This window comes from Brevundimonas sp. D3-1P (assembly GCF_055809335.1).
The window spans coordinates 2066085-2087238 of sequence record NZ_CM147908.1 but is presented as its reverse complement, the minus strand read 5'-3'; the positions used below and the strand labels follow the sequence as shown (position 1 = coordinate 2087238).

General features: G+C 69.1%; 25 protein-coding genes. 11 read left to right on the top strand and 14 right to left on the bottom strand.

All coding sequences use genetic code 11. From position 1 onward, the window contains the following. Window positions 1-30: 30 nt before the first annotated feature. From AC0L6G_RS10645 to AC0L6G_RS10615, 7 genes are read right to left on the bottom strand one after another with little or no spacing between them, the layout of a single operon-like run. Window positions 31-516 (bottom strand): Fur family transcriptional regulator, encoded by a 486-nt coding sequence (locus AC0L6G_RS10645; protein ID WP_291537009.1) that lies wholly within the window; start codon window positions 514-516, stop codon window positions 31-33. 27 nt (window positions 517-543) lie between these two features. After that, window positions 544-1002, bottom strand: a complete 459-nt coding sequence (rimI, locus tag AC0L6G_RS10640) for a ribosomal protein S18-alanine N-acetyltransferase (protein WP_293826934.1) — start codon at window positions 1000-1002, stop codon at window positions 544-546. Beyond that, window positions 999-1679 carry a tRNA (adenosine(37)-N6)-threonylcarbamoyltransferase complex dimerization subunit type 1 TsaB gene (gene tsaB / locus AC0L6G_RS10635; RefSeq protein WP_473252175.1) on the bottom strand — a complete coding sequence of 227 codons (681 nt, stop codon included), beginning with the start codon at window positions 1677-1679 and terminating at the stop codon, window positions 999-1001. Before tsaB ends, rimI begins: the two co-directional genes overlap by 4 nt. A 9-nt stretch (window positions 1680-1688) precedes the next feature. Next, the gene (locus AC0L6G_RS10630; protein ID WP_473252174.1) at window positions 1689-2087 is read right to left on the bottom strand and encodes a helix-turn-helix domain-containing protein; all 399 of its coding nucleotides are present in this window, start codon (window positions 2085-2087) and stop codon (window positions 1689-1691) included. 48 nt (window positions 2088-2135) lie between these two features. Beyond that, on the bottom strand, window positions 2136-2726 hold the full coding sequence (locus AC0L6G_RS10625; RefSeq protein WP_473252173.1) for a helix-turn-helix domain-containing protein: 591 nt from the start codon (window positions 2724-2726) through the stop codon (window positions 2136-2138). Between the two features lie 57 nt (window positions 2727-2783). Beyond that, on the bottom strand, window positions 2784-3338 hold the full coding sequence (locus tag AC0L6G_RS10620) for a NifU family protein (protein ID WP_291537002.1): 555 nt from the start codon (window positions 3336-3338) through the stop codon (window positions 2784-2786). Window positions 3339-3388: 50 nt separating this feature from the next. Continuing rightward, window positions 3389-4927: a helicase HerA-like domain-containing protein gene (locus tag AC0L6G_RS10615; RefSeq protein WP_473252171.1), complete on the bottom strand. Its 1539-nt coding sequence runs from the start codon at window positions 4925-4927 to the stop codon at window positions 3389-3391. A gap of 147 nt (window positions 4928-5074) precedes the next feature. Here AC0L6G_RS10615 and AC0L6G_RS10610 point away from each other — a divergent pair, with 147 nt between their 5' ends. Continuing rightward, window positions 5075-6142, top strand: a complete 1068-nt coding sequence (locus tag AC0L6G_RS10610) for an AI-2E family transporter (protein WP_293826927.1) — start codon at window positions 5075-5077, stop codon at window positions 6140-6142. Here the strand turns inward: AC0L6G_RS10610 and obgE are convergent, their stop codons facing one another. From obgE to nepR, 6 genes are all read right to left on the bottom strand, one after another. Continuing rightward, window positions 6143-7189: a GTPase ObgE gene (gene obgE / locus AC0L6G_RS10605; protein ID WP_293826925.1), complete on the bottom strand. Its 1047-nt coding sequence runs from the start codon at window positions 7187-7189 to the stop codon at window positions 6143-6145. Between the two features lie 52 nt (window positions 7190-7241). After that, on the bottom strand, window positions 7242-8696 hold the full coding sequence (locus AC0L6G_RS10600) for an NAD-dependent succinate-semialdehyde dehydrogenase (protein WP_293826924.1): 1455 nt from the start codon (window positions 8694-8696) through the stop codon (window positions 7242-7244). Between the two features lie 90 nt (window positions 8697-8786). Continuing rightward, window positions 8787-8924, bottom strand: coding sequence for an entericidin A/B family lipoprotein (locus AC0L6G_RS10595; protein WP_291536996.1), 138 nt, complete (start codon window positions 8922-8924; stop codon window positions 8787-8789). 48 nt (window positions 8925-8972) lie between these two features. After that, a complete protein-coding gene (gene phyK / locus AC0L6G_RS10590; protein ID WP_293826923.1) occupies window positions 8973-10676 on the bottom strand; it encodes a sensor histidine kinase PhyK in 1704 nt (567 codons plus the stop codon). 99 nt (window positions 10677-10775) lie between these two features. Further along, on the bottom strand, window positions 10776-11387 hold the full coding sequence (locus AC0L6G_RS10585) for a sigma-70 family RNA polymerase sigma factor (RefSeq protein WP_087120860.1): 612 nt from the start codon (window positions 11385-11387) through the stop codon (window positions 10776-10778). Next, the gene (nepR, locus tag AC0L6G_RS10580) at window positions 11384-11590 is read right to left on the bottom strand and encodes an anti-sigma T factor NepR (RefSeq protein WP_293826921.1); all 207 of its coding nucleotides are present in this window, start codon (window positions 11588-11590) and stop codon (window positions 11384-11386) included. The genes AC0L6G_RS10585 and nepR overlap by 4 nt, the downstream gene beginning before the upstream one ends. Before the next feature lie 195 nt (window positions 11591-11785). Between nepR and phyR the strand changes: the two genes are divergently transcribed. From phyR to AC0L6G_RS10565, 3 genes are all read left to right on the top strand, one after another. Then, window positions 11786-12580: an anti-anti sigma factor/receiver protein PhyR gene (gene phyR, locus AC0L6G_RS10575; RefSeq protein WP_291536992.1), complete on the top strand. Its 795-nt coding sequence runs from the start codon at window positions 11786-11788 to the stop codon at window positions 12578-12580. A gap of 290 nt (window positions 12581-12870) precedes the next feature. Further along, a complete protein-coding gene (locus AC0L6G_RS10570; protein ID WP_473252170.1) occupies window positions 12871-13935 on the top strand; it encodes an NADP-dependent oxidoreductase in 1065 nt (354 codons plus the stop codon). 34 nt (window positions 13936-13969) lie between these two features. Continuing rightward, the gene (locus AC0L6G_RS10565; protein ID WP_293826917.1) at window positions 13970-14377 is read left to right on the top strand and encodes a hotdog family protein; all 408 of its coding nucleotides are present in this window, start codon (window positions 13970-13972) and stop codon (window positions 14375-14377) included. A gap of 60 nt (window positions 14378-14437) precedes the next feature. On the opposite strand, the gene AC0L6G_RS10560 is transcribed toward AC0L6G_RS10565, so the two are convergent. Further along, window positions 14438-15217: a SapC family protein gene (locus AC0L6G_RS10560; RefSeq protein WP_293826915.1), complete on the bottom strand. Its 780-nt coding sequence runs from the start codon at window positions 15215-15217 to the stop codon at window positions 14438-14440. A 119-nt stretch (window positions 15218-15336) separates the two neighbouring features. Between AC0L6G_RS10560 and AC0L6G_RS10555 the strand changes: the two genes are divergently transcribed. The 7 genes from AC0L6G_RS10555 (at window position 15337) to AC0L6G_RS10525 (ending at window position 21117) form a co-directional block, all read left to right on the top strand. After that, window positions 15337-15825, top strand: coding sequence for a Fur family transcriptional regulator (locus AC0L6G_RS10555; RefSeq protein WP_291536986.1), 489 nt, complete (start codon window positions 15337-15339; stop codon window positions 15823-15825). 2 nt (window positions 15826-15827) lie between these two features. After that, the gene (locus AC0L6G_RS10550; protein ID WP_293826913.1) at window positions 15828-16718 is read left to right on the top strand and encodes an alpha/beta fold hydrolase; all 891 of its coding nucleotides are present in this window, start codon (window positions 15828-15830) and stop codon (window positions 16716-16718) included. 78 nt (window positions 16719-16796) lie between these two features. Then, the gene (locus tag AC0L6G_RS10545; protein ID WP_293826912.1) at window positions 16797-17474 is read left to right on the top strand and encodes a nicotinate-nucleotide adenylyltransferase; all 678 of its coding nucleotides are present in this window, start codon (window positions 16797-16799) and stop codon (window positions 17472-17474) included. Window positions 17475-17607: 133 nt separating this feature from the next. After that, entirely contained in the window at window positions 17608-18042 is a 435-nt protein-coding gene (rsfS, locus tag AC0L6G_RS10540; RefSeq protein ID WP_473252169.1) for a ribosome silencing factor, read from the top strand. Window positions 18043-18045: 3 nt separating this feature from the next. After that, on the top strand, window positions 18046-18510 hold the full coding sequence (gene rlmH / locus AC0L6G_RS10535) for a 23S rRNA (pseudouridine(1915)-N(3))-methyltransferase RlmH (RefSeq protein WP_291536979.1): 465 nt from the start codon (window positions 18046-18048) through the stop codon (window positions 18508-18510). Beyond that, a complete protein-coding gene (locus tag AC0L6G_RS10530; RefSeq protein WP_293826910.1) occupies window positions 18510-19589 on the top strand; it encodes a murein hydrolase activator EnvC family protein in 1080 nt (359 codons plus the stop codon). Before rlmH ends, AC0L6G_RS10530 begins: the two co-directional genes overlap by 1 nt. 139 nt (window positions 19590-19728) lie before the next feature. Next, entirely contained in the window at window positions 19729-21117 is a 1389-nt protein-coding gene (locus AC0L6G_RS10525) for a S41 family peptidase (protein WP_293826909.1), read from the top strand. Window positions 21118-21154: the final 37 nt, after the last annotated feature.

Below are 21154 nucleotides of genomic sequence, written 5' to 3'. Positions count from 1 at the left end.
TCGCCCGCGTCCATCCCGGCAAGGCGGGCCTCAACCGGCATCCACGTCGGCGGGATCGACGCGGGCGGCGTGGCGCGTGAAGATCAAGCCTTCGCGCTTGGACGGCTCGGCCCCCTCGATGGCGACGCCGTAAAGCTCCAGCTTGTGACCGATCAGCTGGAAGCCCAGACGTTCGGCGATCTCGGACTTCAGCCGTTCGATCTCGGCGTCGAAGAATTCGATCACCTCGCCCGACTTGGTGTCGATCAGGTGGTCGTGATGATCGTCGCCCGCCTCTTCGTATCGGCTGCGGCCGTCGCCGAAGTCATGCTTTTCGACCACGCCGGCCTCTTCGAACAGGCGCACGGTGCGATAGACGGTGGCGATGGAGATGTGCGGGTCGATGGCCGAGGCGCGGCGGTACAGCTCCTCGACATCGGGATGATCCTCGGCGTTGGATAGCACCCGGGCGATCACCCGACGCTGTTCGGTCATGCGCATGCCGCGTTCGGCGCAGAGTTTTTCGATCCGGTCCATGACCCTAGAATAGGGGTTCGACGCGCGTCAGGGAAGCGTCGGCGTGACGCGCGGGCCAGACAGGTCGCGCCGCAGCGCCAGGGCGTCGGTCCGGCGCCCGTCGGCTCCGGCGTAATAGGCCTTGCGTCGGCCGATCTCGACGAAGCCGGCGCGGGCGTAGAGGGCGCGGGCCGCCGCATTGTCCTCCGCGACTTCCAGGAACAGACTGTGGGCGCCGGCCGTCGCGGCGGCGTCGCAGGCGCGTTGGACCAGGCGGCGGCCCAGGCCCCGGCGACGCGCACCGGGCCGGACCGCCAGGGTCAGGATTTCCGCCTCGTCCAGAACGACCCGGATTAGGATGAAGCCGTCCGGCTCGACCCCCAGAAGGACGCCCGGCTGGGCCAGCAGATCGGCGAAGGCCCCCGCCTCCCAGGGCGCGGCGAAGGCCTGGGCGTGCAGGGCGGCCAGGTGTTCCGCCATCTCAGACTCGGTGGTGCTTTCGGTCATGCCGCAGTCTGGCGCGACTGGCCCGGCAGGCGGCTGGGGGGCGTGGCGTCGGGCGCGCGCAGATAGAGCGGGCGGGGAGGATTGCTAACCGGGTCTCGGTCGGCGGTTAGACGGGCCAGGGCTTGCGGGGCCGGCGCGACCCGGTCGTCCCTTTGCGAAAAGGCCAGGTCGGGGAAGGCTTCGGTCAGGACCGTCGCGCCATTGCCGATCAGCGAGACCGCCGGGCCGAGGTCCGCAATCCGCTGCGCCGCCTCTTGCAGCGAAAGGGCCTGGGCCTCGCCGAGCGGGGCGCCGGCGGCGAACAACCGGGCGTAGACCTGGCCGCGCCGCGCATCGACCAGGGCGGCGACCGGCCGGTCCTCGGCGTCCAAAGAGGCCGCCAGGGCGTTCAGCGTCGAGATCCCCACGACCGAGCGATCCAGGGCGGCGCCCAGCCCCTGGGCGAAGGCCAGGCCGACGCGCAGGCCGGTGAAGGAACCGGGGCCGACCGTGACGCCGATCCGGTCCAGGCTTTCGAAACCGCCGCCGGCCTCGGCCACCACGTCGCGCGCCAGCCCGCCCAAACGCTCCTGGTGGCCCTTGGCCATCGGCTCGAACCGAACGGCCAGGGGGCCTCCATCGGCGAACACCGCCGCGGTGCAGGCGCCCAGCGCCGTATCGATCACCAGAAGTTTCATGACGGCCTTTTAGGCGGCCTGGACCAGAACCTCCACCAGCCTCGTCAAGGCCTGGCGGATGGCGCGGTTCTCCATGCGCGAGAAGGTCAGCGCCATGGCCCGGCCCTCGGGCGTGGCGCCGACCGCCCGGATCAGGGACAGGTCGCCGTCGTCGGGGCGGTCCGTCGCCTGGGGGAAGAAGGCCTGGATCGGCGCGCCCAGCGCCTGCGCCAGCCCGTGCAGGCGCGAGGCCGATATGCGGTTACGCCCGCTTTCGTATTTCTGAACCTGCTGGAAGCTGACGCCCACCCGCTCGGCGAGGGCGGTTTGCGACAAGCCCAGCGCCATGCGCCGCGCCGCGATCTGCGATCCCACATAGCGATCGACGGGTTCCGAGGCGCGGGGCGATCTTGAAGCGTTCTCGACCATGGCGGCAATGTTTCACGGCTCGGCTTGAAACGCAACGATTTCGTTTCATTATACTTCGATGCGCGCGGTGACGGCGGACAGGCGGCGGATGCGGTCGCGCGCGATGGTCTCTGCGAGGTCCAGGGAACCGGCGCCGAAAACCTTGATCGTTTCGGCGTCGCTGCCTTCATAGACGCAGACCCTTATGTCGCCTTCGACGGTCTCGATCACGCAACCCTGTCCCCGCCTTGGCCAGACGCCGGGCCGGTATTCCACGACGACGCCCGAGACAGCCCACGGCGACAGCCGATCGTCCGAGATCTGGAGACGCCGCACGACGTCCGACGGGGGGCTGTCCATGAACGCCCGACCGCGGCTCTCGACCCCGGAAGGCGAAGGATCGGCGTCGCCGTGCGATTCGCCGGCGGTCGCCAGCAGCGCCAGCGCCTCGGGGGTCGAATCGAGGGCGCCTGTCAGGCGGCGTTGCACATCGGGGCGAAACAGGCCGGATCGGCGACCGGCCTCGTAAAGCCCCCATCCCTGGCTGGTCATGTCCAAACGCGCGCCGGCCTCGGCCTGGGACAGCCCGCGCTCTCGGCGCAGCGCGGCCAGGGCCTCGCCCAGACGCAGGGCTTCGGGATCGGGGGTGAAACGCGGCATCGCGGCCAGGATGGCGCAAGCCGGCGTCCGTGGCGAGGATGAAACCGTTTCAGGCGGTCAGAGCGTCTGCTCGACCCGCGTCACCTCGGGCACATAGTGGCGCATCATCTGCTCGACGCCGGCCTTCAGCGTGGCGGCGGATGACGGACAGCCGGCGCAGGCGCCGCGCATCCGCAAGGCCAGCACGCCCGTTTCCTCGTCGAAGGAATCGAACAGGATGTCGCCGCCGTCCTGGGCGACCGCCGGGCGGATGCGGCTGTCCAGCAGGGCCTTGATTTCCGTGACGACCTCGCTGTCGTCCTGAGCGTGGTCGTCTGTCTCGCCGCCGCGCGTCAGCGGCTGGCCGGAGACGAAATGATCCATGACGACGCCCAGTATGGGCGCCTTCATCTCCGACCAGTCCGGCCCCTGAGCCTTGCGCGTCACCGAGACATAGTCGGCGCCGAAGAAGACGCCGTCGACGCCCTCCAGTTCGAACAGGGCCTCGGCGAGGGGGGAAGCGGTCGCCTCGTCGATGGTGCGGTATTCGAGCGCGGCGGCCGGGGACACGTCGCGGCCGGGCAGGAATTTCAGCACATTGGGATTGGGCGTGGGTTCGGTCTGGATGAACATGGGCGGGAGATGCGCTCGCCCCCGCCCGGTTGCAAGTCCCGCCCCCATCCTTAGCGGCGCTTCAGTCCGCCCAGAATGCCGCGCATCAGTTCGCGGGTCAGGGTCGATCCGGCCGTGCGCAGCACGGACTTGGTCAGGGCCTCCATCGGCGTCTCGCGGGTGGAGCGGCGGGCGCCTGTCGCGGCTGTGCGCCCGGCCTGCGCCTGAGCTTTGGCCTGGACCCTGGCCTGCGCCTGGGCGGCCTTGTCCGCCTCTGCCCGGGCTTTCGCCTGGGCCTGGGCTTGCGCCTCGGCCTGATCGGCGGTGTGGCGGTTGGACAGGATTTCGGCGGCGGACTCGCGGTTCAGCACCTGGTCGTAGAGGCCCCGCACCGGGCTGGCGGCCATGATCGCCGCCCGCTCGGCGTCCGTCGCCGGCCCCAGACGCGAGGCGGGCGGCCTGATCTTGGTGCGGGCTACGACGGTGGGCGCGCCCTTTTCATCCAGCACCGACACCAGCGCCTCGCCCACGCCCAGGGCTTGAATGGCCTCGGCCGTGTCGAAGGCGACGTTGGCGCGGAAGCTTTGGGAGGCCGCTTTCAACCCCTTCTGCTCCGACGGCGTATAGGCCCGCAGCGCATGCTGGATGCGGTTGCCCAGCTGGGCCAGGACGGTGTCGGGGATGTCGGCGGGGTTCTGGGTGACGAAATAGATCCCGACGCCCTTGGACCGGATCAGCCGCACCACCTGTTCGACCTTTTCCAGAAGGGCGCGCGGGGCGTCGTCGAACAGCAGGTGCGCCTCGTCGAAGAAGAAGACCATACGCGGTTTTTCCGGGTCGCCCACCTCCGGCAGTTGTTCGAACAGTTCCGACAGCAGCCAAAGCAGGAAGGCGGCATACAGGCGCGGGCTGTTCATAAGCCGAGTGGAATCCAGCACGTTGACCTGGCCTCGGCCGTCCAGGCCGACGCGGATCATGTCCTCCAGCTTCAGGGCCGGCTCGCCGAAGAAGGCGGCGCCGCCCTGCTGCTCGATCTGGAGCAGGGACCGCTGGATGGCGGCGATGGAGGCGGGGGCCACATTGCCGACCTCGCGCCCGATCCGCTCGGCGTTCTCGCCCACATAGACCAGCAGGCTGCGCAGATCGTCGAGGTCCAGCAGCAGCAGGCCGTCCTTGTCGGCGACGTGGAAGACGACGGTCAGCACGCCTTCCTGCACGTCGTTCAGATCCAGCATCCGCGCCATCAGCACCGGACCGATCTCCGAGACCGTGGTGCGGATCGGATGCCCCTTCTGGCCATACAGGTCCCAGAAGACGACCGGCGCCGCGCGCGGCGTCAGGGTTAGGCCCATCTCGGCCGCGCGGGCCAACAGTTTCTCGTTCGGCGCGCCGACCTGGGAAATGCCCGACAGGTCGCCCTTCACGTCGGCGCAGAAGACCGGCACGCCCGCGTCGGAAAAACCCTGGGCCATGATCTGCAGCGTCACCGTCTTGCCCGTGCCCGTGGCGCCGGCGACCACGCCATGGCGGTTGGCCCGGTTGAACAGCAGGTTCTCGGGCTGGGCGGCGTCGGACTGGCCGAGGAACAGGCCGGGCGGGGTGTCGGACATCAGGGTCTCCGATTGGGGCGTCAGCCTAAGCCTTAGCGCGTTCCAAACACGGTCGGAACAGCGATTGACGCGGCCGCCGCACGGCTTGACAACACAGGGATGAAAACCCCTGTCGCCGTCCCGTCCTCGAGCGTGTCTCGAAACGCCGTGGCCCTGATCGCCACCGTGGCGGCGGGGGCGGCCCTGTATTGGCTGCGGGACATACTGACGCCCCTGGCCATGGCCATCTTCCTGCTGATCATGATCGACGGGGTGAAGCGATCGGTGGAGGCGCGAACGCCGCTGGGCCACCGCTGGGCCGGAATCGCGGCCCTGACGCTGGTGGTGCTGGCCTTCTTCGCCTCCATCGCCATCATCGTGAACGGAGCGGCCGGCTTCTTCGGCGAGGCCTCGGGCGTGTCGCAGAACCTTGGCCCGCGGATCGACCAGATCATCCGCGACGGCTACGCCCTGTTCCGGCTGGACAATCCCCCCACGGCCCAGGATCTGGTCAATGGCGTGGACGTGCGCGGCTGGCTGACGACCCTGGCCTTCCAGGTCCAAGGCATCGCCTCGGGCGCCTTCTTCGTCCTGGTCTATCTCGGATTCCTCCTGGCTTCCCAGGCTGGTTTTCGAAAGAAGATCGTCGCCATGTTCCCGCAGAAGGCCCAGCGCGACGAGGCGGTGGCGGTGTTCCAGCGCGTGCGCGGCGGGGTCGAGGGCTATATCTGGGTCCAGTCGGTGACGGGCGCGATGATCTGCGTCGTGGCCTGGGGCCTGATGCGGGCGGTAGGGCTGCAGAACGCGGAGTTCTGGACCTTCGTCATCTTCGTCGTCGGCTTCATTCCGGTGCTGGGCGGGGCGGTCGCGGGCCTGGCGCCGCCGCTGTTCGCCCTGGTCCAGTTCGAAAGCTACTGGCCGGCCGCCATCCTGCTGGTCGGGCTTCAGCTCATCCTGTTCGTGGTCGGCAACTTCATCCAGCCGCGCATGCAGGGCGACAACCAGAATATCGACCCGGTGGTGGTGCTGCTGGCCCTTGCCTTCTGCGGCAAGATGTGGGGCGTCGCGGGCATGTTCCTGTCCACGCCGCTTGCGGTGATGGCCATGGCCATCCTGGCCGAGTTCAGGGGATCGCGCTGGATGGCCGTGCTGCTGTCCGGCGACGGCCAGCCCTATGCCGAGGAGAAGGCCGCGACCCGGCACAGGGCCAGGCCGGAGCCGACCGCCGACACCTGATCAGGGCCGCCAGCCGCTGACCTGGTCCGCTTCCGTCTCGCCGTCCAGGGCGCCGCGCGTCTTCTTCACCTCGGCCCAGGCGGCGCGCAGCAGGGCGGGCACGCCTTCGCCCGACACGCCCGACACCAGCATTGGGCGCCGACCGGCGACCGCTTCCAGCTCGGCCGCCTTCTCCTCGCGCGCCTCGGGGGTCAGGGCGTCGATCTTGTTCAGCGCCAGGATTTCGGCCTTGTCCGCCAAGCCCTCGCCGTAAGCCTCCAACTCGCCGCGGATGATGCGATAGGCCTCGGCCACGTCGTCCTGCGTGCCGTCGATCAGGTGGATCAGGCTGGCCGAGCGTTCGACATGGCCCAGGAACCGGGTGCCCAGCCCCGCGCCCTCGCTGGCGCCCTCGATCAGGCCGGGAATATCGGCGATGACGAACCGTTCGGACGGCGACAGGTCCACCATCCCCAGGTTCGGCGCCAGGGTGGTGAAGGGATAGTCGGCGATCTTGGGCTTGGCGGCGCTGGCGGCCGACAGGAAGGTCGACTTGCCCGCATTGGGCAGGCCCGCCAGACCGATGTCGGCGATCAGCTTCAGCCGCAGCCAAATCCAGCGTTCCTGACCTTCCTGGCCGGGGTTGGCGTAGGTCGGCGCCTGGTTGGTCGGCCCCTTGAACCGCACATTGCCCCAGCCGCCGTTGCCGCCCTTCAGCAGCAGTTCGACCTTGCCGGGCGCATCCAGGTCCAGCAGCACGGTCTCCTTGTCCTCGTCCAGGACCTGGGTGCCGACCGGCACCTTCAGATGGACGTCCTCGCCCTTGCCCCCATGCATCTGCCGGCCCTGGCCGTGGTGGCCGGTCTGGGCCTTGAAATGCTGCTGATAGCGATAGTCGATCAGGGTGTTCAGCCCTTCCACCGCCTCGATCCAGACGTCGCCGCCCTTGCCGCCGTCGCCGCCGTCCGGCCCGCCGTTCGGAATGAACTTCTCGCGTCGGAACGACACGGAGCCCGCCCCGCCGTTGCCGGAGCGGATGTAGATCTTGGCCTGGTCGAGGAACTTCATCGCGGGCTTATGCCGCAGATGTGCGGCGAATTACAGGCCCGGCCGCCCGGCTCTATTTCAGCGCCAGCGTCACCGTCTTGATGTCCACATATTCGTCGATGCCGTGGATCGAGCCTTCGCGGCCATAGCCCGACTGCTTCACCCCGCCGAACGGGGCGACGGCGGTGGAGATCAGGCCGGTGTTGACCCCGCACATCCCCGCTTCGATCCGGCGGCTGAAGCGCATGGCCCGGTCCAGGTCGCGGGTGAACAGATAGGAGGCCAGGCCATAGTCGCTGGCGTTGGCCTTCTCCAACGCCTCTTCCTCGGTGTCGAAAGCGAAGACCGGGATCATCGGGCCGAACGTCTCTTCGTCGCGAAACAGGGCGTCGTCCCCGCCCAGGGTCACGGTCGGCTGGAAGAAGCGCCCGCCCAGTTCGTGGCGCGATCCGCCGGTGAGGACGCGGCCGCCGTCGGCCTTGATCGCCGCGACGTGTTTCTCGACCTTGTCGACGGCCTTGTCCTCGATCAGCGGCCCGACCTTCACCCCTTCCTCGAAGGCGTTCCCGACGCTGATCCCGGCCACTTCGGCGGCCAGCTTCTCGGCGTAGGCGTCCGCGACCGATCGCTCGACATAGACGCGGTTGGGACAGACGCAGGTCTGGCCCGAGTTTCTGAACTTGCCCTTGATGGTTTCGGCCACCGCCAGGTCCAGATCGGCGTCGGCGAAGACGATCAGCGGCGCCGCCCCGCCCAGCTCCATCGACAGGCGCTTCAACGTCGCGGCGCACTGCTCGGCCAGCTTTCGCCCCACGCCGGTCGAGCCCGTGAAGGACAGTTTTCGGATGTCGGGGCTGTCGGTCAGCACCTTGCCGATGGTCGCCGCATCGCCGGTGACGATCGACAGCGCCTCTTTCGGCAGTCCGGCCTCATAGGCCAGTTCGGCCAGGGCGATGGCGGTGAAGGGGGTCTGGCTGGCGGGCTTGACCACCGCGGTGCATCCCGCCGCGAAGGCCGGTCCCAGCTTGCGCGTCAGCATGGCGGCCGGGAAGTTCCAGGGCGTGATCAGGGCGCACGGTCCGACCGCCTCGCGATAGGTCAGGATCAGATGGCCCAGCGGGCTGTCCTGGGTTTCGCCGATCAGCCGCTCGGCCTGGCCGGCGAACCATTTCAAGAAGCCGTTGGCGTAGGCGACCTCGCCCTTGGCCTCCTCGAACGGCTTGCCGTTCTCCAGCGCCATCAGGGCGCCCAGACCCTCTGTGTGATCGTCGATCAGCGTGGCCCAGGCGCGCAGGAAGGCCGCGCGTTTGTGGGGATCGCTGCGGGACCACGATGCGAAACCCGCGGCGGCCGCCGCAACGGCCCGTTCGGTCTCGGCCGCGCCCAGGTCCGGCACATGGCCGATGATCTCGCCGGTCGCCGGGTCGTCCACGGCGATCCCGGCGCCGTTCGCGGGAATGGGTTCGCCGCCGATCAGGGCGTGCTGACGAAGCAGCGCGAGGCCGGCGTTGCGGGCGGTCTGGTTCACGGCGAACTCCTGTGGCGATCCGTAAACGAACAAGGCCCCGACGAAGCGGGGCCTTGCAAGTCTGTCGAAGCAGCCGAGGCTGCTTCGAAATCAGTTCTTGACGTCTTGGGCGGCGCCGGTCACGGCTTGGCCGGCGGCCTGGGTGTCGCGACCCACGCCTTCGACGGTGTTGCAGGCGGCGGTGGTCAGGGCGGCGGCGGCGGCGACCAGAACGAAAATCTTGCGCATCAGGAAACTCCGGGGGTTAGCCGAGGTGAACGCCTCGGTCCTGCCGGATCAACGCGACGCCACGGCTCCGGTTCCTTTGGCTGCGGACGACGTGTCGGCCGGGTCGACGGGGATGAGCGCCTCGGGCGTGGCGAAGGTCATGCGGGCGATGGTGCCGCCGGTCGGCGCGGGTAAGAACTCGGTCTCGCCGCGAAGCTGTTTGGCGAAGGCGCTCATCAGGGTGCGGCCCACCCCGACCTCGGCGCCGGCGGGGGCGCCTGGCCCGTCGTCCTCGACTTCGAGAACCGAGGTGTCGCCCTGGACGCGGAAACGCACCTTCAGCATGCCGCCGCGCAGGGCGAAGGCGTGCTTCTGGGCGTTCGTCACCGCCTCGACCAGCCACAGGGCCAAGGGCGCCAGCTTGTCGGGATCGACGTGCAGGGAATCGGCGTCCACCGAACTGACCACCACGGGCCCGCGGCCTGCCTCGCTGGCCACCAGCTGGCCGACCAGTTCGTTCAGGAACTCGCACGCGTCCGCGTGGCGGATGTCGGCGCTCTGGTAGAGGGTGCGGTAGATCAGGGCCAGGGCCGAAATCCGCTGGCGCGTGTCGCCCAGGGCCGCCTTGGCCGGCGCGTCGGTCAGGGCCCGCTGCTGCATCGACAGCAGGGACGAGATGATCTGCAGATTGTTCTTCACCCGGTGGTGGATCTCGCGCATCAGCGCGTCCTTTTCGGCCAGGGCGTCGGTCAGCTCGCGGTCGCGCACGGTGATGGCCTCGGCCATCTCGTCCAGGGTCTTGGCCATGGTGCGGATCTCGGCGGGCGCGTTCATGGCTTGCAGCGGGCGCACAGAAAACCGGCCCCGCGCATAGATGGCCGCCACCCGCTCCAGATAGTCCAGCCAGCGGATGAAGATGCGCTCGGACAGAAGCATCACCGCCGCGAAGGCCGTCAGCCACGCCCCCAGCGGCAGCAGCAGCGTCCCGATCGGATTCAGCCGCGCCCAGGACAACAGGCCTTGCGACGGCGCGGACAGCAGGGCGTAGAGGTCGCCGCCGGCCAGGGCCGCCCCGGCGTAGTCGCGCCGGGCGCCGGCGGCGTCGCGCGCGTCGAACACGGCCGAGCCCTGGCTTCGCGCCCGTTCCACCCAATCGGCGATGTCGTCGTCGCCCGCCAGAATGAAGGCGCCGGGATCGCTGGCGGTCAGAATGCGTCCCGCCCCGTCGGTCAGGGCGGCCTGGGAGCCGGAGGGCAGGGCCGGATCGTCCAGATCGGTTTGCAGCGCCGACAGCGGAATGACCGCGGCCATGGCGCCGTCGAACCGGCCCATCGGCCGCTCGGCCCGCGTCGCGACGATCAGGGCGGCGCGATAGCCGGCGTCGTCGGGCGCCCGCATGACGACCATTTCCTCGCCTTCGCGCAGACGCTGGAACCATTGGGCGCGCGCGGCCGGGGCCACGCCCGAACGCAGGCCGTCGGGCCGGCCCGAGGCGCAGACGGCCTCGCCCGTCGGACTGATGCGATAGAGGCCCTCATAGCCCTCCAGCTGGCCGACCAGGGCGGTCAGCCGCGCAGCGCAATAAGGGCCGGTGGCGTCGGGACTGAGAGCGCGCAGCAACACCTGGGCGCTGTCCAGCTGGGCCTTGGCGTCCGAGGCGCTGCGTTCCGCCGCGAGTTGCAGATCGACCTGCCGATCCTCGGCCTGGCGGCGGAAATCGGCCTGGGTCTGGATCAGGCTGAGGACGAAGATCGGCAGCAGGGCCATGGCCATGGCCGCGCCCAGTCGAAAACGAATGCCTTGGAATCGGTCCTTCGTCCACGTGCGACCCGGGCGCGGCCCTGCGGCGTGGGACGGCGCATTCACCGCCGATCAGCCCCGTGCGCCGGCCAGCCTGTCGGCCTCGCCCAAGATCGTCCGCATCGCCTCTCCGGCCGCCTGGCCGTCGCGGCTGTATCCACCCTTCTCCAGCGTGGCCTGAAGCGCGCGGCGCGCGCGGCTGACGCGGCTCTTGACCGTGCCGACCGCGCACCCGCAGATTTCGGCCGCCTCTTCGTAGGCGAAGCCGCCGGCGCCGACCAGGATCAGGGCTTCGCGCTGTTCCTCCGGCAAGGTCTTCAGCGCCTGGCGCAACTCGTCCAGGGCGACGGGCGCTTCCGGGTCGTCCACGGCGACCAGGGTGCGTTCGGCGGCTTCCTGGTCCAGCTGCGACTGACGCCACGATCGGCGCTTCTCGGAATAGAACTGGTTGCGAAGGATCATGAAGGTCCAGGCCTTCATGTTGGTGCCCATCTGATAGCTGGCGCGCGCGTCCCAGGCCTTCATCATGGCGTCCTGCGCCAGATCGTCGGCGGCGGTGGGATCGCCGGTCAGGGTGCGGGCGAAGGCGCGCAGATGCGGGATCAGCAGGACCAGCTCGCGCTTGAAGCCCTCGTCGTCGGCGGACGCCGGCTTGGGGGCGGCTCCCAGGCGTGAGGTGCTCATGCGGGACCGTCCAACGCCGCCTTGGCGTCGGCGCGCTTCAGGATTTCCAGGAACTCGTCCGGCACCGGTTCGTTGACGACTTCGTCGAACATATGCCGCAGCTTGACGCCGATGGCCTGTTGGCGAAGGCGCGCTTCTTCGAGGTCCGCCTCCCCTTTGCGGTCCGCGCCGCTGGCGCCCGAGGAGTCGGTAGAATCAATCATAGACAGAACAAGGCCCACCCAACGTCTTCGCGAGATGCCAACCTAACGTCGTCCCCGCGCGCCGGTTCCTGCGACGCCGATATTTTAAGCTCAAGCTTGGTCGAAGGCTGGGAACCGCGACGGATATGATACGTTTATGTCCGCTGTAGCGCTTTCCCTTGCCGGGAGGGCGGAGATTTGTCGGGGACTTTCTGAATGAGCCTTTTGGCTAGACTCGCGCCGCACCTGCCTTATGTGCGTCGCTACGCCCGCGCCCTGACCGGCGATCAATCCACGGGCGACAACTATGTGCGCGTCGCGCTCGAAGCTCTGGCGGCGGGCGAGCAACAGCTGTCGCCGGACATGACGCCGCGCGTGGCCTTGTATCACGTGTTTCACGCCATCTGGTCCTCGACCGGCGCCCAGCTTGAGAGCGGCGGCCTGGAGACGACGGGCGCCGACGCCTCCCAGCGTCTGCTGCGCATCGCGCCTCGATCGCGTCAGGCCTTCCTGCTGACGGCCCTGGAAGGGTTTACTCCGTCCGAAGCCGCCCAAATTCTTTCGGCCGATCCCCGCGACGTCGAACGGCTGATCGCCGACGCTCAGGCCGACATCGACGCCGAACTGGCCACCGACGTTCTGGTGATCGAGGACGAGGCCATCATTTCGGCCGATATCCAGAGCCTGGTGCAGGAGTTGGGCCACCGAGTCACCGGCACCGCCACTACCCATGACGAGGCCATCGAGGCTGTCGCTCGCCACAAGCCGGGCCTGGTCCTGGCCGACATCCAGTTGGCCGACGGCTCTTCCGGCATCGACGCGGTCAAGGACATTCTGAAGACGATGGACGTGCCGGTGATCTTCATCACCGCCTTCCCGGAACGCCTGCTGACCGGCGAGCGGCCCGAACCGACCTTCCTGATCACCAAGCCGTTCCAGCCCGAGACAGTGAAGGCGGCGATCAGCCAAGCCCTGTTCTTCCATCCCTCGCGACAGAAACAGGCCGCTTAAGCCCCTGGATCCTTCTCGAATCCTATAATGTCGGAGGCCCCGTTCGCTCGAAGCGACGGGGCTTCCTTATCTGGGCGGCGCCGGGGCGAAAGAAAAGATGCGCGGCGGGAACCCCCGTTGGTCGGCGTCGTTATCGGCATGCGGAGGCGGCGACGCCCCCCCGACTTAGACTGGCCACTGCCGGTCTGCCGCCTCCGCGCCTCATTCTCGATGACGCCACTTCAAAGCGGTCCGAAAGGGCCGCTTTTTTCTTGGCCTGCCGCTCGACCGACGGCAGCGGCCGGGCCAAGATGGTGGTCAAAGAACCTTCAGGAGAGACGTCGATGGCTTCGCGGGAACACAGGACAAATCGTCAGTGGGTGCTGCGCCAGCGCCCTAAAGGATTGTTACAGCCCGGGGATCTTGAATTGATCGAGACGCCCGTGCCCGACCTGGCCGAGGGCGAGGTGCTGGTCCGTACCGTCTATCTGTCGCTGGACCCGACCAACCGCACCTGGATGAACGATTCTGAAGGCTATCTGCCGCCGGTGGGCCTGGGCGAGGTCATGCGCGGCCTGACCTTGGGCGTGGTGGAGGACAGCCGCGCCCAGCGGTTCAAGGCCGGAGACGTGGTCATGCCGATCTCCGGCGGCTGGGCCGACTACGCCGTCGTGCCCGAGGCGGCCCTGCGTCCCGTCCATCGCGCGCCCGGTCTGCCGCTGACGGCCAATATGTCGGTGCTCGGCATGACCGGCCTGACCGCCTATTTCGGCGTGACCGACGTGCTGAAGGCTCAGGCCGGCGAGACGATCGTCATCTCGGCGGCGGCGGGCGCGGTCGGCTCCATCGCCGGCCAGATCGCCAAACAGCGCGGCTGCCGCGTCGTCGGCATCGCTGGCGGGCCGCGGAAATGCGCCTGGCTGGTCGACGAGCTCGGCCTCGATGCGGCCATAGACTACAAGAACGAGGATGTGGGCCAGGCGCTGGATCGTCTGGCCCCAGACGGCGTCGATCTGAATTTCGAGAACGTCGACGGCGACATCATGATCGCCGTGTTCAATCGCCTGAAGGTGCAAGGCCGCATGGCCGTGTGCGGTCTCGTGTCGTCCTACAACGCCACCAAGGCGCCGCCTTCGCCGAACTTCGCGCGCATCATCACCCATCGCCTGCACGTCCAGGGCTTCCTGGTCCTGGACTACGCCGCGCGCGCCAGAGAGATGGTCGCCGAGATGGGGCCGTGGCTGGCCGACGGCCGGGTGAAGTGGAAGGTGCACGTCGACGACGGCCTGGAAGGCGCCGTGGATTCGCTGAATCGCTTGTTCACCGGCGATCACGACGGCAAGCTGCTGGTCCGGGTTTCCGAGGAACCCGCCTGATCCCGCCCGACCCCGCTTAGACAAGGCCCCGCGCATGAGCGACCCGCTGCACGTCCATTTCGAAGACCTGGAGGTGGGTCGGGTCGTGCCCCTGGGCGCCTGTGCGGTGGATCAGGCGGCGCTGGACGTCTTCGTCGAGCGGTTCTCGCCCGGCTGGGACGCAGCCTACGGCGCGCCGGACGCCATGGTCTATGTTCTGTGGAGCCGCCTGGCCGCCGACAAGTCCGGCGGCTGGGCCCAGACCAAGGTCCTGGCCGTCGACGGCCTGCGCTATATGCGCAATCCCCCGGCGGGCGAGCTGCTGCGCGGGCGGATGACGGTGATGGGCAAGGATCCGGTCGGGGACGAAAAGGGCATCGTCATCGCCTCCCACGACCTGCTGGACGAGGCGGGGCGGCTGGTCTTCTCATGCCTGACGCGGGCGGTCTTCTCGCGGCGCTGAAAACCAAAACGCCCCGACGGCGCGAACCGTCGGGGCGTCTATTTGGTCCGAACGTCCGTCCTAGTTGACGGTCGCCGGCTGGGCTTGGCGCAGGAAGGCCAGGGCGATCAGGCGGTCCCAGCCCAGCAGCGACACCAGGTGGGCGTAGATCTGGCCCAGGGCGCCGTTGTCGCGCAGTTCGGCCAGCTTCTCGGCCGGCAAGGCGCGCAGCTTGTCTTCCGACACGGCGAAGTATTCGGCCAGCTTCTGCGGCTCGCCCGGCGTGCCGTCGGGGTTGCGCGGCGTGAAGACGGCGTCGCGGGTGTCCAGCAGGTCGAGGTCCTTGATCAACTGGACGAAGCTTTCGGTGCGTTGGCGCTCCTGCTCGAAGTTGTTGCAGAACTCCATCGCCATATTGGTGTAGTCGCTGGGCTGGCCATCGACGAACAGCGGGTTCTGGCCGCCCTCGGCGACGATGGCCGCGCCGCGGTCGATGCACAGGATCAGGCGCTGGTTCTGCTTGTCGTCGGCGAAGACGAACGGATAGCGGCGCACATAGGCGGGCACATAGGCGTCGCCGCGGAACTCGCCGTCGTCGGCGACGAACAGGTTCTCGCCCTGCCGCAGGCCCATGACCACCACCGGCTGGCGGTTCTCGCCGGTGAAGATGATCGGATAGGACAGGGCGGCGGCCGCGAATTCCGTGACCGTCAGCGGCACGATGTTGGTCTGGGCCACGAAGGCGTAGGGCTTGTCGGACGGATTGACGCCCAAGGTCCCGTGAACGCTCTGATCCAGCGGCTCGGGATTGGTGTAAAACAGGACATTGCCTTCGAGCGGCGAGTTGTTCGTGTCGGTCATGAAGCGAGGACGCTCTGGAAATGGTGGTATGCGGCGGGCCTTCTAGCCCAACCCCGACCCAGCGGCAAACCGTCGGCTTGCGTGTTGCGGCGAAGGGCGTCAGCCATTAGCTGTGGGCCATGGGCGCCGCTTGCGATCACGACCACGACCATTCCGGCCTGAAGGGCGGCGCGCTGGATCGCGCCCTGGCCTCGGCCGAGGCGCGCGCGATCCGCCAGGGCGAGCGGATGACGGCCCAGCGCCGTCGGGTCCTGGCCCTGCTGCTTGAGGCCGGAGAGCCGGTCAAGGCCTATGACCTGATCGCCCGCTTCGGCGAGGACGGCCAGGCCGCCAAGCCGCCCACCGTCTATCGCGCGCTGGAATTTCTGGAGCGGTTGGGCATGGCGCACCGCATCGCCTCCATCAGCGCCTATGTCGCCTGTAGCGACGAGGGGGACGCCGTCCACGCCGCCGCCTTCCTGATCTGCGACTGCTGCGGCGCGACGCGCGAGGTCAGCGGGCCCGACCAGGGCGCCATGAGCGCCGCCGCCTCGGCCGCCGGCTACGCCATCGCCCGCACGACCATAGAGGCGCACGGGCGCTGCGCCGCCTGTCGCGAGGCGGCGTGATCATGGATGCGGCGTTGCTGTCCCCGCCGCGCCGCCTGTCCGTGCCGATCGACAACCGCTGGGGCGCCGGCGAGATGGCGGTGCTGGATTTCGGCGATCCGAACCGGCCGGTCGACCTGATCTTCAGCCACGCCAACGGTTTCAACGCCGCCACCTATCGCAGTCTGCTGTCGCCGCTGTCGACCTCGCTGCGCATCTGGGCGCCGGACCTGCGCGGCCACGGGCGTTCGACCCTGCCGGTCTTCACCCGGCCAAAGACCAGCTGGCTTGACCATCGCGACGACCTGCTGGCCCTGCTGGAAACCCTGGACGGGCCGCCGGTGGTCATGGCCGGCCATTCGATGGGGGGAACCGCCTCGCTGCTGGCGGCCGCCCAGCGGCCGGACCGCGTCTCCAGCCTGGTGCTTTTCGATCCGGTGATCTGGAGGCGGATGACGGTCCTGGCCTTCAACCTGCCCTTCGCCCATCGTTTCATGGGCGCCATCCCCATCGCCAAATCCACGCTTCGCCGCCGCAGCCGGTTCGACAGCCGCGAACAGGCCATGGCCGCCTACCGCGGGCGGGGGGGCTTCAAGGGCTGGCCCGACACGGTGCTGGCCGACTATCTGTCCGAGGGTCTGAAGGCGGACGGCGGCGGTTTCGACCTGGCCGCCGCCCCGGCGTGGGAGGCGGCCAACTACGTCGCCCAGGCGCACGATCCGTGGCGGGCGCTGCGGCGCTATCCGGGGCCGGTGCGGATATTGAAGGCCGAGCACGGCGCCCTGACCCATTTGCCGGTCGCGCCGCGCGTCATGCCCAATGTGACCGTGGAGATCGTGGCGGGCGGCGGGCACCTGTTTCCCATGACCCACGCCGACATCGCCCGCGACGCCCTGTTCGAGGCGGCGGTCTGACGACGATTTCTGTAGGCTGAACAAAGTCCCGCGTTATAAGGGCGCCGCTGAGCAAAACCCCGCCGCCCGAGACGCCGCTTGTCCTTCTTCCACGCCGGTCCCGCGCCCAAAGGCGCCGGCCCCCGATCCGGGGCGCTGCGCGACGGCCTGACCCTGGCGCCGGGCATGAAGGTCGGTCTGTTCGGCGGGTCGTTCAATCCGGCGCACGACGGTCACGCCCATGTCGCGGAAACGGCCATGCGCCGCCTTGGGCTGGACCGCGTGGTGTGGCTGGTCTCGCCTCAGAACCCGCTGAAAGACGCCCTTCACAGCGCCCCCCTGGACGAACGGATGGCTTCGGCCCGCGCCCATGCGCGCGGCCCGTCCATGATCGTGTCGGATTTCGAGAGCCGGGCGGGAACGGCCTGGACGGTGGACACGCTGCGCCTGCTGGCCGCGCGGCATCCCGGCGTGCATTTCGTCTGGCTGATGGGGTCGGACAATCTGGCCAGCTTCCACCGTTGGCGCGGCTGGACCGACATCATGCGGCTGATGCCGGTCGCGGTGATCGCCCGGCCGGGGTCGCTGCTTGACAGCCGCACGGCGCCGGCGGCCGCCCGGTTCGCCGGCTTCCGCGTGCCGGATCGGGAGGCGGGGCTGTTGCCCGTCCTGGCCGCTCCCGCCTGGACCTATCTGACCGCGCCGCTCAATCCGCTGTCCTCGACGGCCATTCGCGGCGCCGGAAGCCGCCGCCCCGGCGCGCCCACGGGGGCGTGATTTCGACGCCGGTTCACGTTTCGGCCCATCCGTGCTAGAGGGCGTCTTTAGTCAACGCTCCCGGAGCCCTCCGCTGACCCCCTCGCCCGCGTACGATACGCAAGACGCCGCCGTCTCGAATACGGCGCACGAGATGGACCCTATCGAACCTCTCCATTCCGAAGACGACGCCGATTTCGATGCCGCGCCGCGCGGTTTCGACGACGCTGCGCCGCGCCCGATCGGCGCAACCCCGCTGGAAGAAGCCCTGCTGAGCCGCCTCGACGAGGACAAGGCCCAGGACCTCGTCCTGATCGACCTGAGGGGCAAGAGCGCCATGGCCGACACCATGATCGTGGCGTCCGGCCGGTCGCACCGCCATGTCGGAGCCATCGCCGACCACCTGCTGCGCACCCTGAAGGAACAGGGGCTGGGCAAGGCCAAGGTCGAGGGCCTGCCGCACTGCGACTGGGTGCTGATCGACGCGGGCGACGTGATCGTTCACCTGTTCCGGCCCGAGGTCCGCACCTTCTACAACATCGAGAAGATCTGGGCCGTCGATTCCGCGCACCGCACCGCGCGCGACTGACCGATGAAGCTGGGCATCGTCGCCGTCGGCCGACCGGGCCGGGGGCCCGAGGCCACGCTGGCCGACGACTACGCCCGGCGCGCCACCCTGGCGGGGCGCGCGCTGGGCCTGGGGCCTTTGGAACTGATCGACCTCGAGCCCAGGAAGCCGGGCAAGGCGGCGGAGGCGGAGCTGATCCTGGCCGCCGCCGAAGGGGCGCACCTGATCGCCTGCGACGAGCGGGGCCGGACCTATGGTTCGCGCGCCTTCGCCGACCATGTCGCCAGGCTGCGGGATCAGGGCGAGCGCCGTCTGGTCTTCGCCATCGGCGGGGCGGACGGGCTGGACGACAGCGTGCGCGCGGCCGCGGCCTCGACCCTGGCCTTCGGTCCCCAGACCTGGCCCCATGCCTTGGCCCGAGTCCTGCTGGCCGAGCAACTGTATCGGGCCGTGACCATCCTGGCCGGATCGCCGTATCATCGCGACTGATGCGTCGCGCCCCCGTTCCTGTTGTCGTCGCCCTGCTGGCCGGGCTGATCGCCGCCCCGGCGACGGGACGTCAGGCGCCCGAAAGCGAGCTTTCGCGAATCCAGGCCGAGTATCGCGACGAGGCGGTGCGGGCGCGGCGGCTGCGCGCGGATGCCGACGCCGCCAAGGCCGAACTGGCCCAGCTGGAGCGGCGGCTGGCCAGCTTGCGTGTCGACGAACGCAACGACGACCGTCAGATCGACGATCAGCGCGCCCGCCTGCGGCAACTCAGCGAGCGCGAGGCCGAACTGGTCTCCGGCCTGGCGCGCGAGCGCGGCGCCCAGAGCCGGCTGCTCAGCGCGCTTCAGATGATGAGCCGCCGCCCGCCGCCGCCCCTGCTGGTCCCGGCGGACAAGGCCATCGACACCGTGCGCGCCTCCATCCTGCTCAAGGCCATGACCCCCGACCTGGAGACCCGCGCCAAGGCCCTGGCGGCGCGCCAGGCCGAGATCATGCGCATCCGCCGCCTGGCCGTCCTGTCCTCCGAACGCCTGCTGACGACCGAGAGCGCGCAAGGCGATCGGCGGGCCGAGATCGAGGGGCTGACGGCGCGCAAGACCGCCCTGACCGCCGTGCTGAACGCCGAGGCGCGCGCCGCCGAACGCGCCGCCTATGTGCTGGAGCGGCGCATCCGCGAACTGGGCGGAGCCGTGCCCGAGGCGCAGGCTGTCGAGACCCCCACGGCCAGCCTGCCGGCCAATCGCGCCCGCCTCAGCCCGCCCGTCGCCGGGGCGCCGACCCAGACCTGGGGGCAGGGGACATCGGGCTGGCGCTGGCGGGCGGACCGGGCGGCGGTCAAGGCGCCCGCCGACGCCAAGGTCGCCTACGCCGGGCCGCTGACCGGTTGGGGCAATGTGGTGGTGCTGGACCTGGGGCCTGGCTGGCGCGCCGTCGTCGCCGGGCTGGAGAGCATAGAGGTCCATGGCGACGCCCGCGTCGCGGACGGCCAGACCCTGGGCCGCAGCGGGCCGGACGGCGATGTCTATTTCGAACTGCGCCGCGACGAAAGGCCCATAGATCCGGGGCCGTGGTTGCGGTGAAGCTGCAATAGTCCTTTGCATTCTCGCCTGACGCTGATTTTATCGGAGGGACGCTGCGTCGCCACGATTTGGTCGTGTCTGCGGGGCCTTACCCTTCCAACGGGCGCCTTGAATGATCGGCCCGACCGAAAGAGACCGAATGCGTAAATTGCTCCTCGTCGGCTGCGCCGCACTGGTGCTCGGCGGGTCCGCCGCCGCTGTTTCCAGCCAGACCCCTCGCAACGAAACCTTCCGCATGCTGGAGTTGTTCGGCGATGTCGTGGGCATCGTCGAGCAGGCCTATGTCGTCCCCGTCGACAACAAGAAGCTGATCGAGGCGGCCCTGGCCGGCATGATGACGGCGCTGGACCCGCACTCCAACTACCTGCCGCCCTCCAACTACGACGAACTGCGCGAGCGGACCGAGGGCCAGTATTCGGGCGTCGGCCTGACCATCAGCGCCGACGGCGGCATGGTGAAGGTCATTTCGCCGATGGACGACAGCCCGGCCGCCCGCGCCGGGGTCCAGGCGGGCGATGTCATCTCCTCCATCGACGGCCAGAACGCCGCCGGCCTGACGGTCAGCCAGGTATCGGAGAAGTTGCGCGGTCCGGTGGGCGCCAGCGTCAAGGTGACGTTCCTTCGCGACGGTTCCGACCCGCTGGAGGTCACGCTGACCCGCGAGGTCATCAAGGTCCAGTCCGTCACCGGACGGGTCGAGGGCGACTTCGGTTATCTGCGCGTCTCGACCTTCAACGAAAACACTGGCCGCGAGCTGAACGAAGCCATCGCCAAGATCAAGGCCGAGAAGCCTGGCGTTAAGGGCTATGTGCTGGACCTCCGCAACAACGGCGGGGGCCTGCTGAACGCCGCCATCGACGTGTCCGACGCCTTCCTGGAGCGCGGCGAAATCGTCAGCCAGCGGGGGCGCAAGCCCGAGCAGATTCAGCGCTATTCGGCAAAGCCCGGCGACATCACCGGCGGCCTGCCGCTGGTCGTGCTGGTGAATTACGGCTCGGCCTCGGCGTCGGAAATCGTCGCCGGCGCCCTGAAGGATCATCAGCGCGCCACGGTCGTCGGCCTGACCAGCTTCGGCAAGGGGTCGGTGCAGACGGTGATCCCCCTGCGCCAGGGGCAGGACGGCGCCCTGTCGATCACGACGGCGCGCTACTACACGCCGTCTGGCGCCTCGATCCAGAAGATCGGCATCGAGCCGGACCTGGAAGTCGCCCGGTCGGAAGCCGAGGCGCGCATCGTCTCGCGCTCCAGCTTCATCTATTCCGAGGCCGCCTACGCCACGGCGCTGGACGCCTCCATCGGGGCCGAGCGCAAGGGGCCGCACACCCCGCGCGAGGCGCCGGGCGAGGACTTCCCCAAAGACAAGGACTATCAGCTGGAGCGGGCGCTGGACGTGCTGCGCGCCGGCGGCGATCTGTCCAAGCTGTCCAAGGCGCCAGAAGGGATCATCGTCACCGAACTCGGTTCGACGGCCCAACCCGAGGCGAAAAAGCCCGAGGCGCCCGAGCCGGACGCGCCCGAAGACCAGTAGGAGGGCAAGGGGCGGTTGTCGCCGCTCCTTCCTGGAC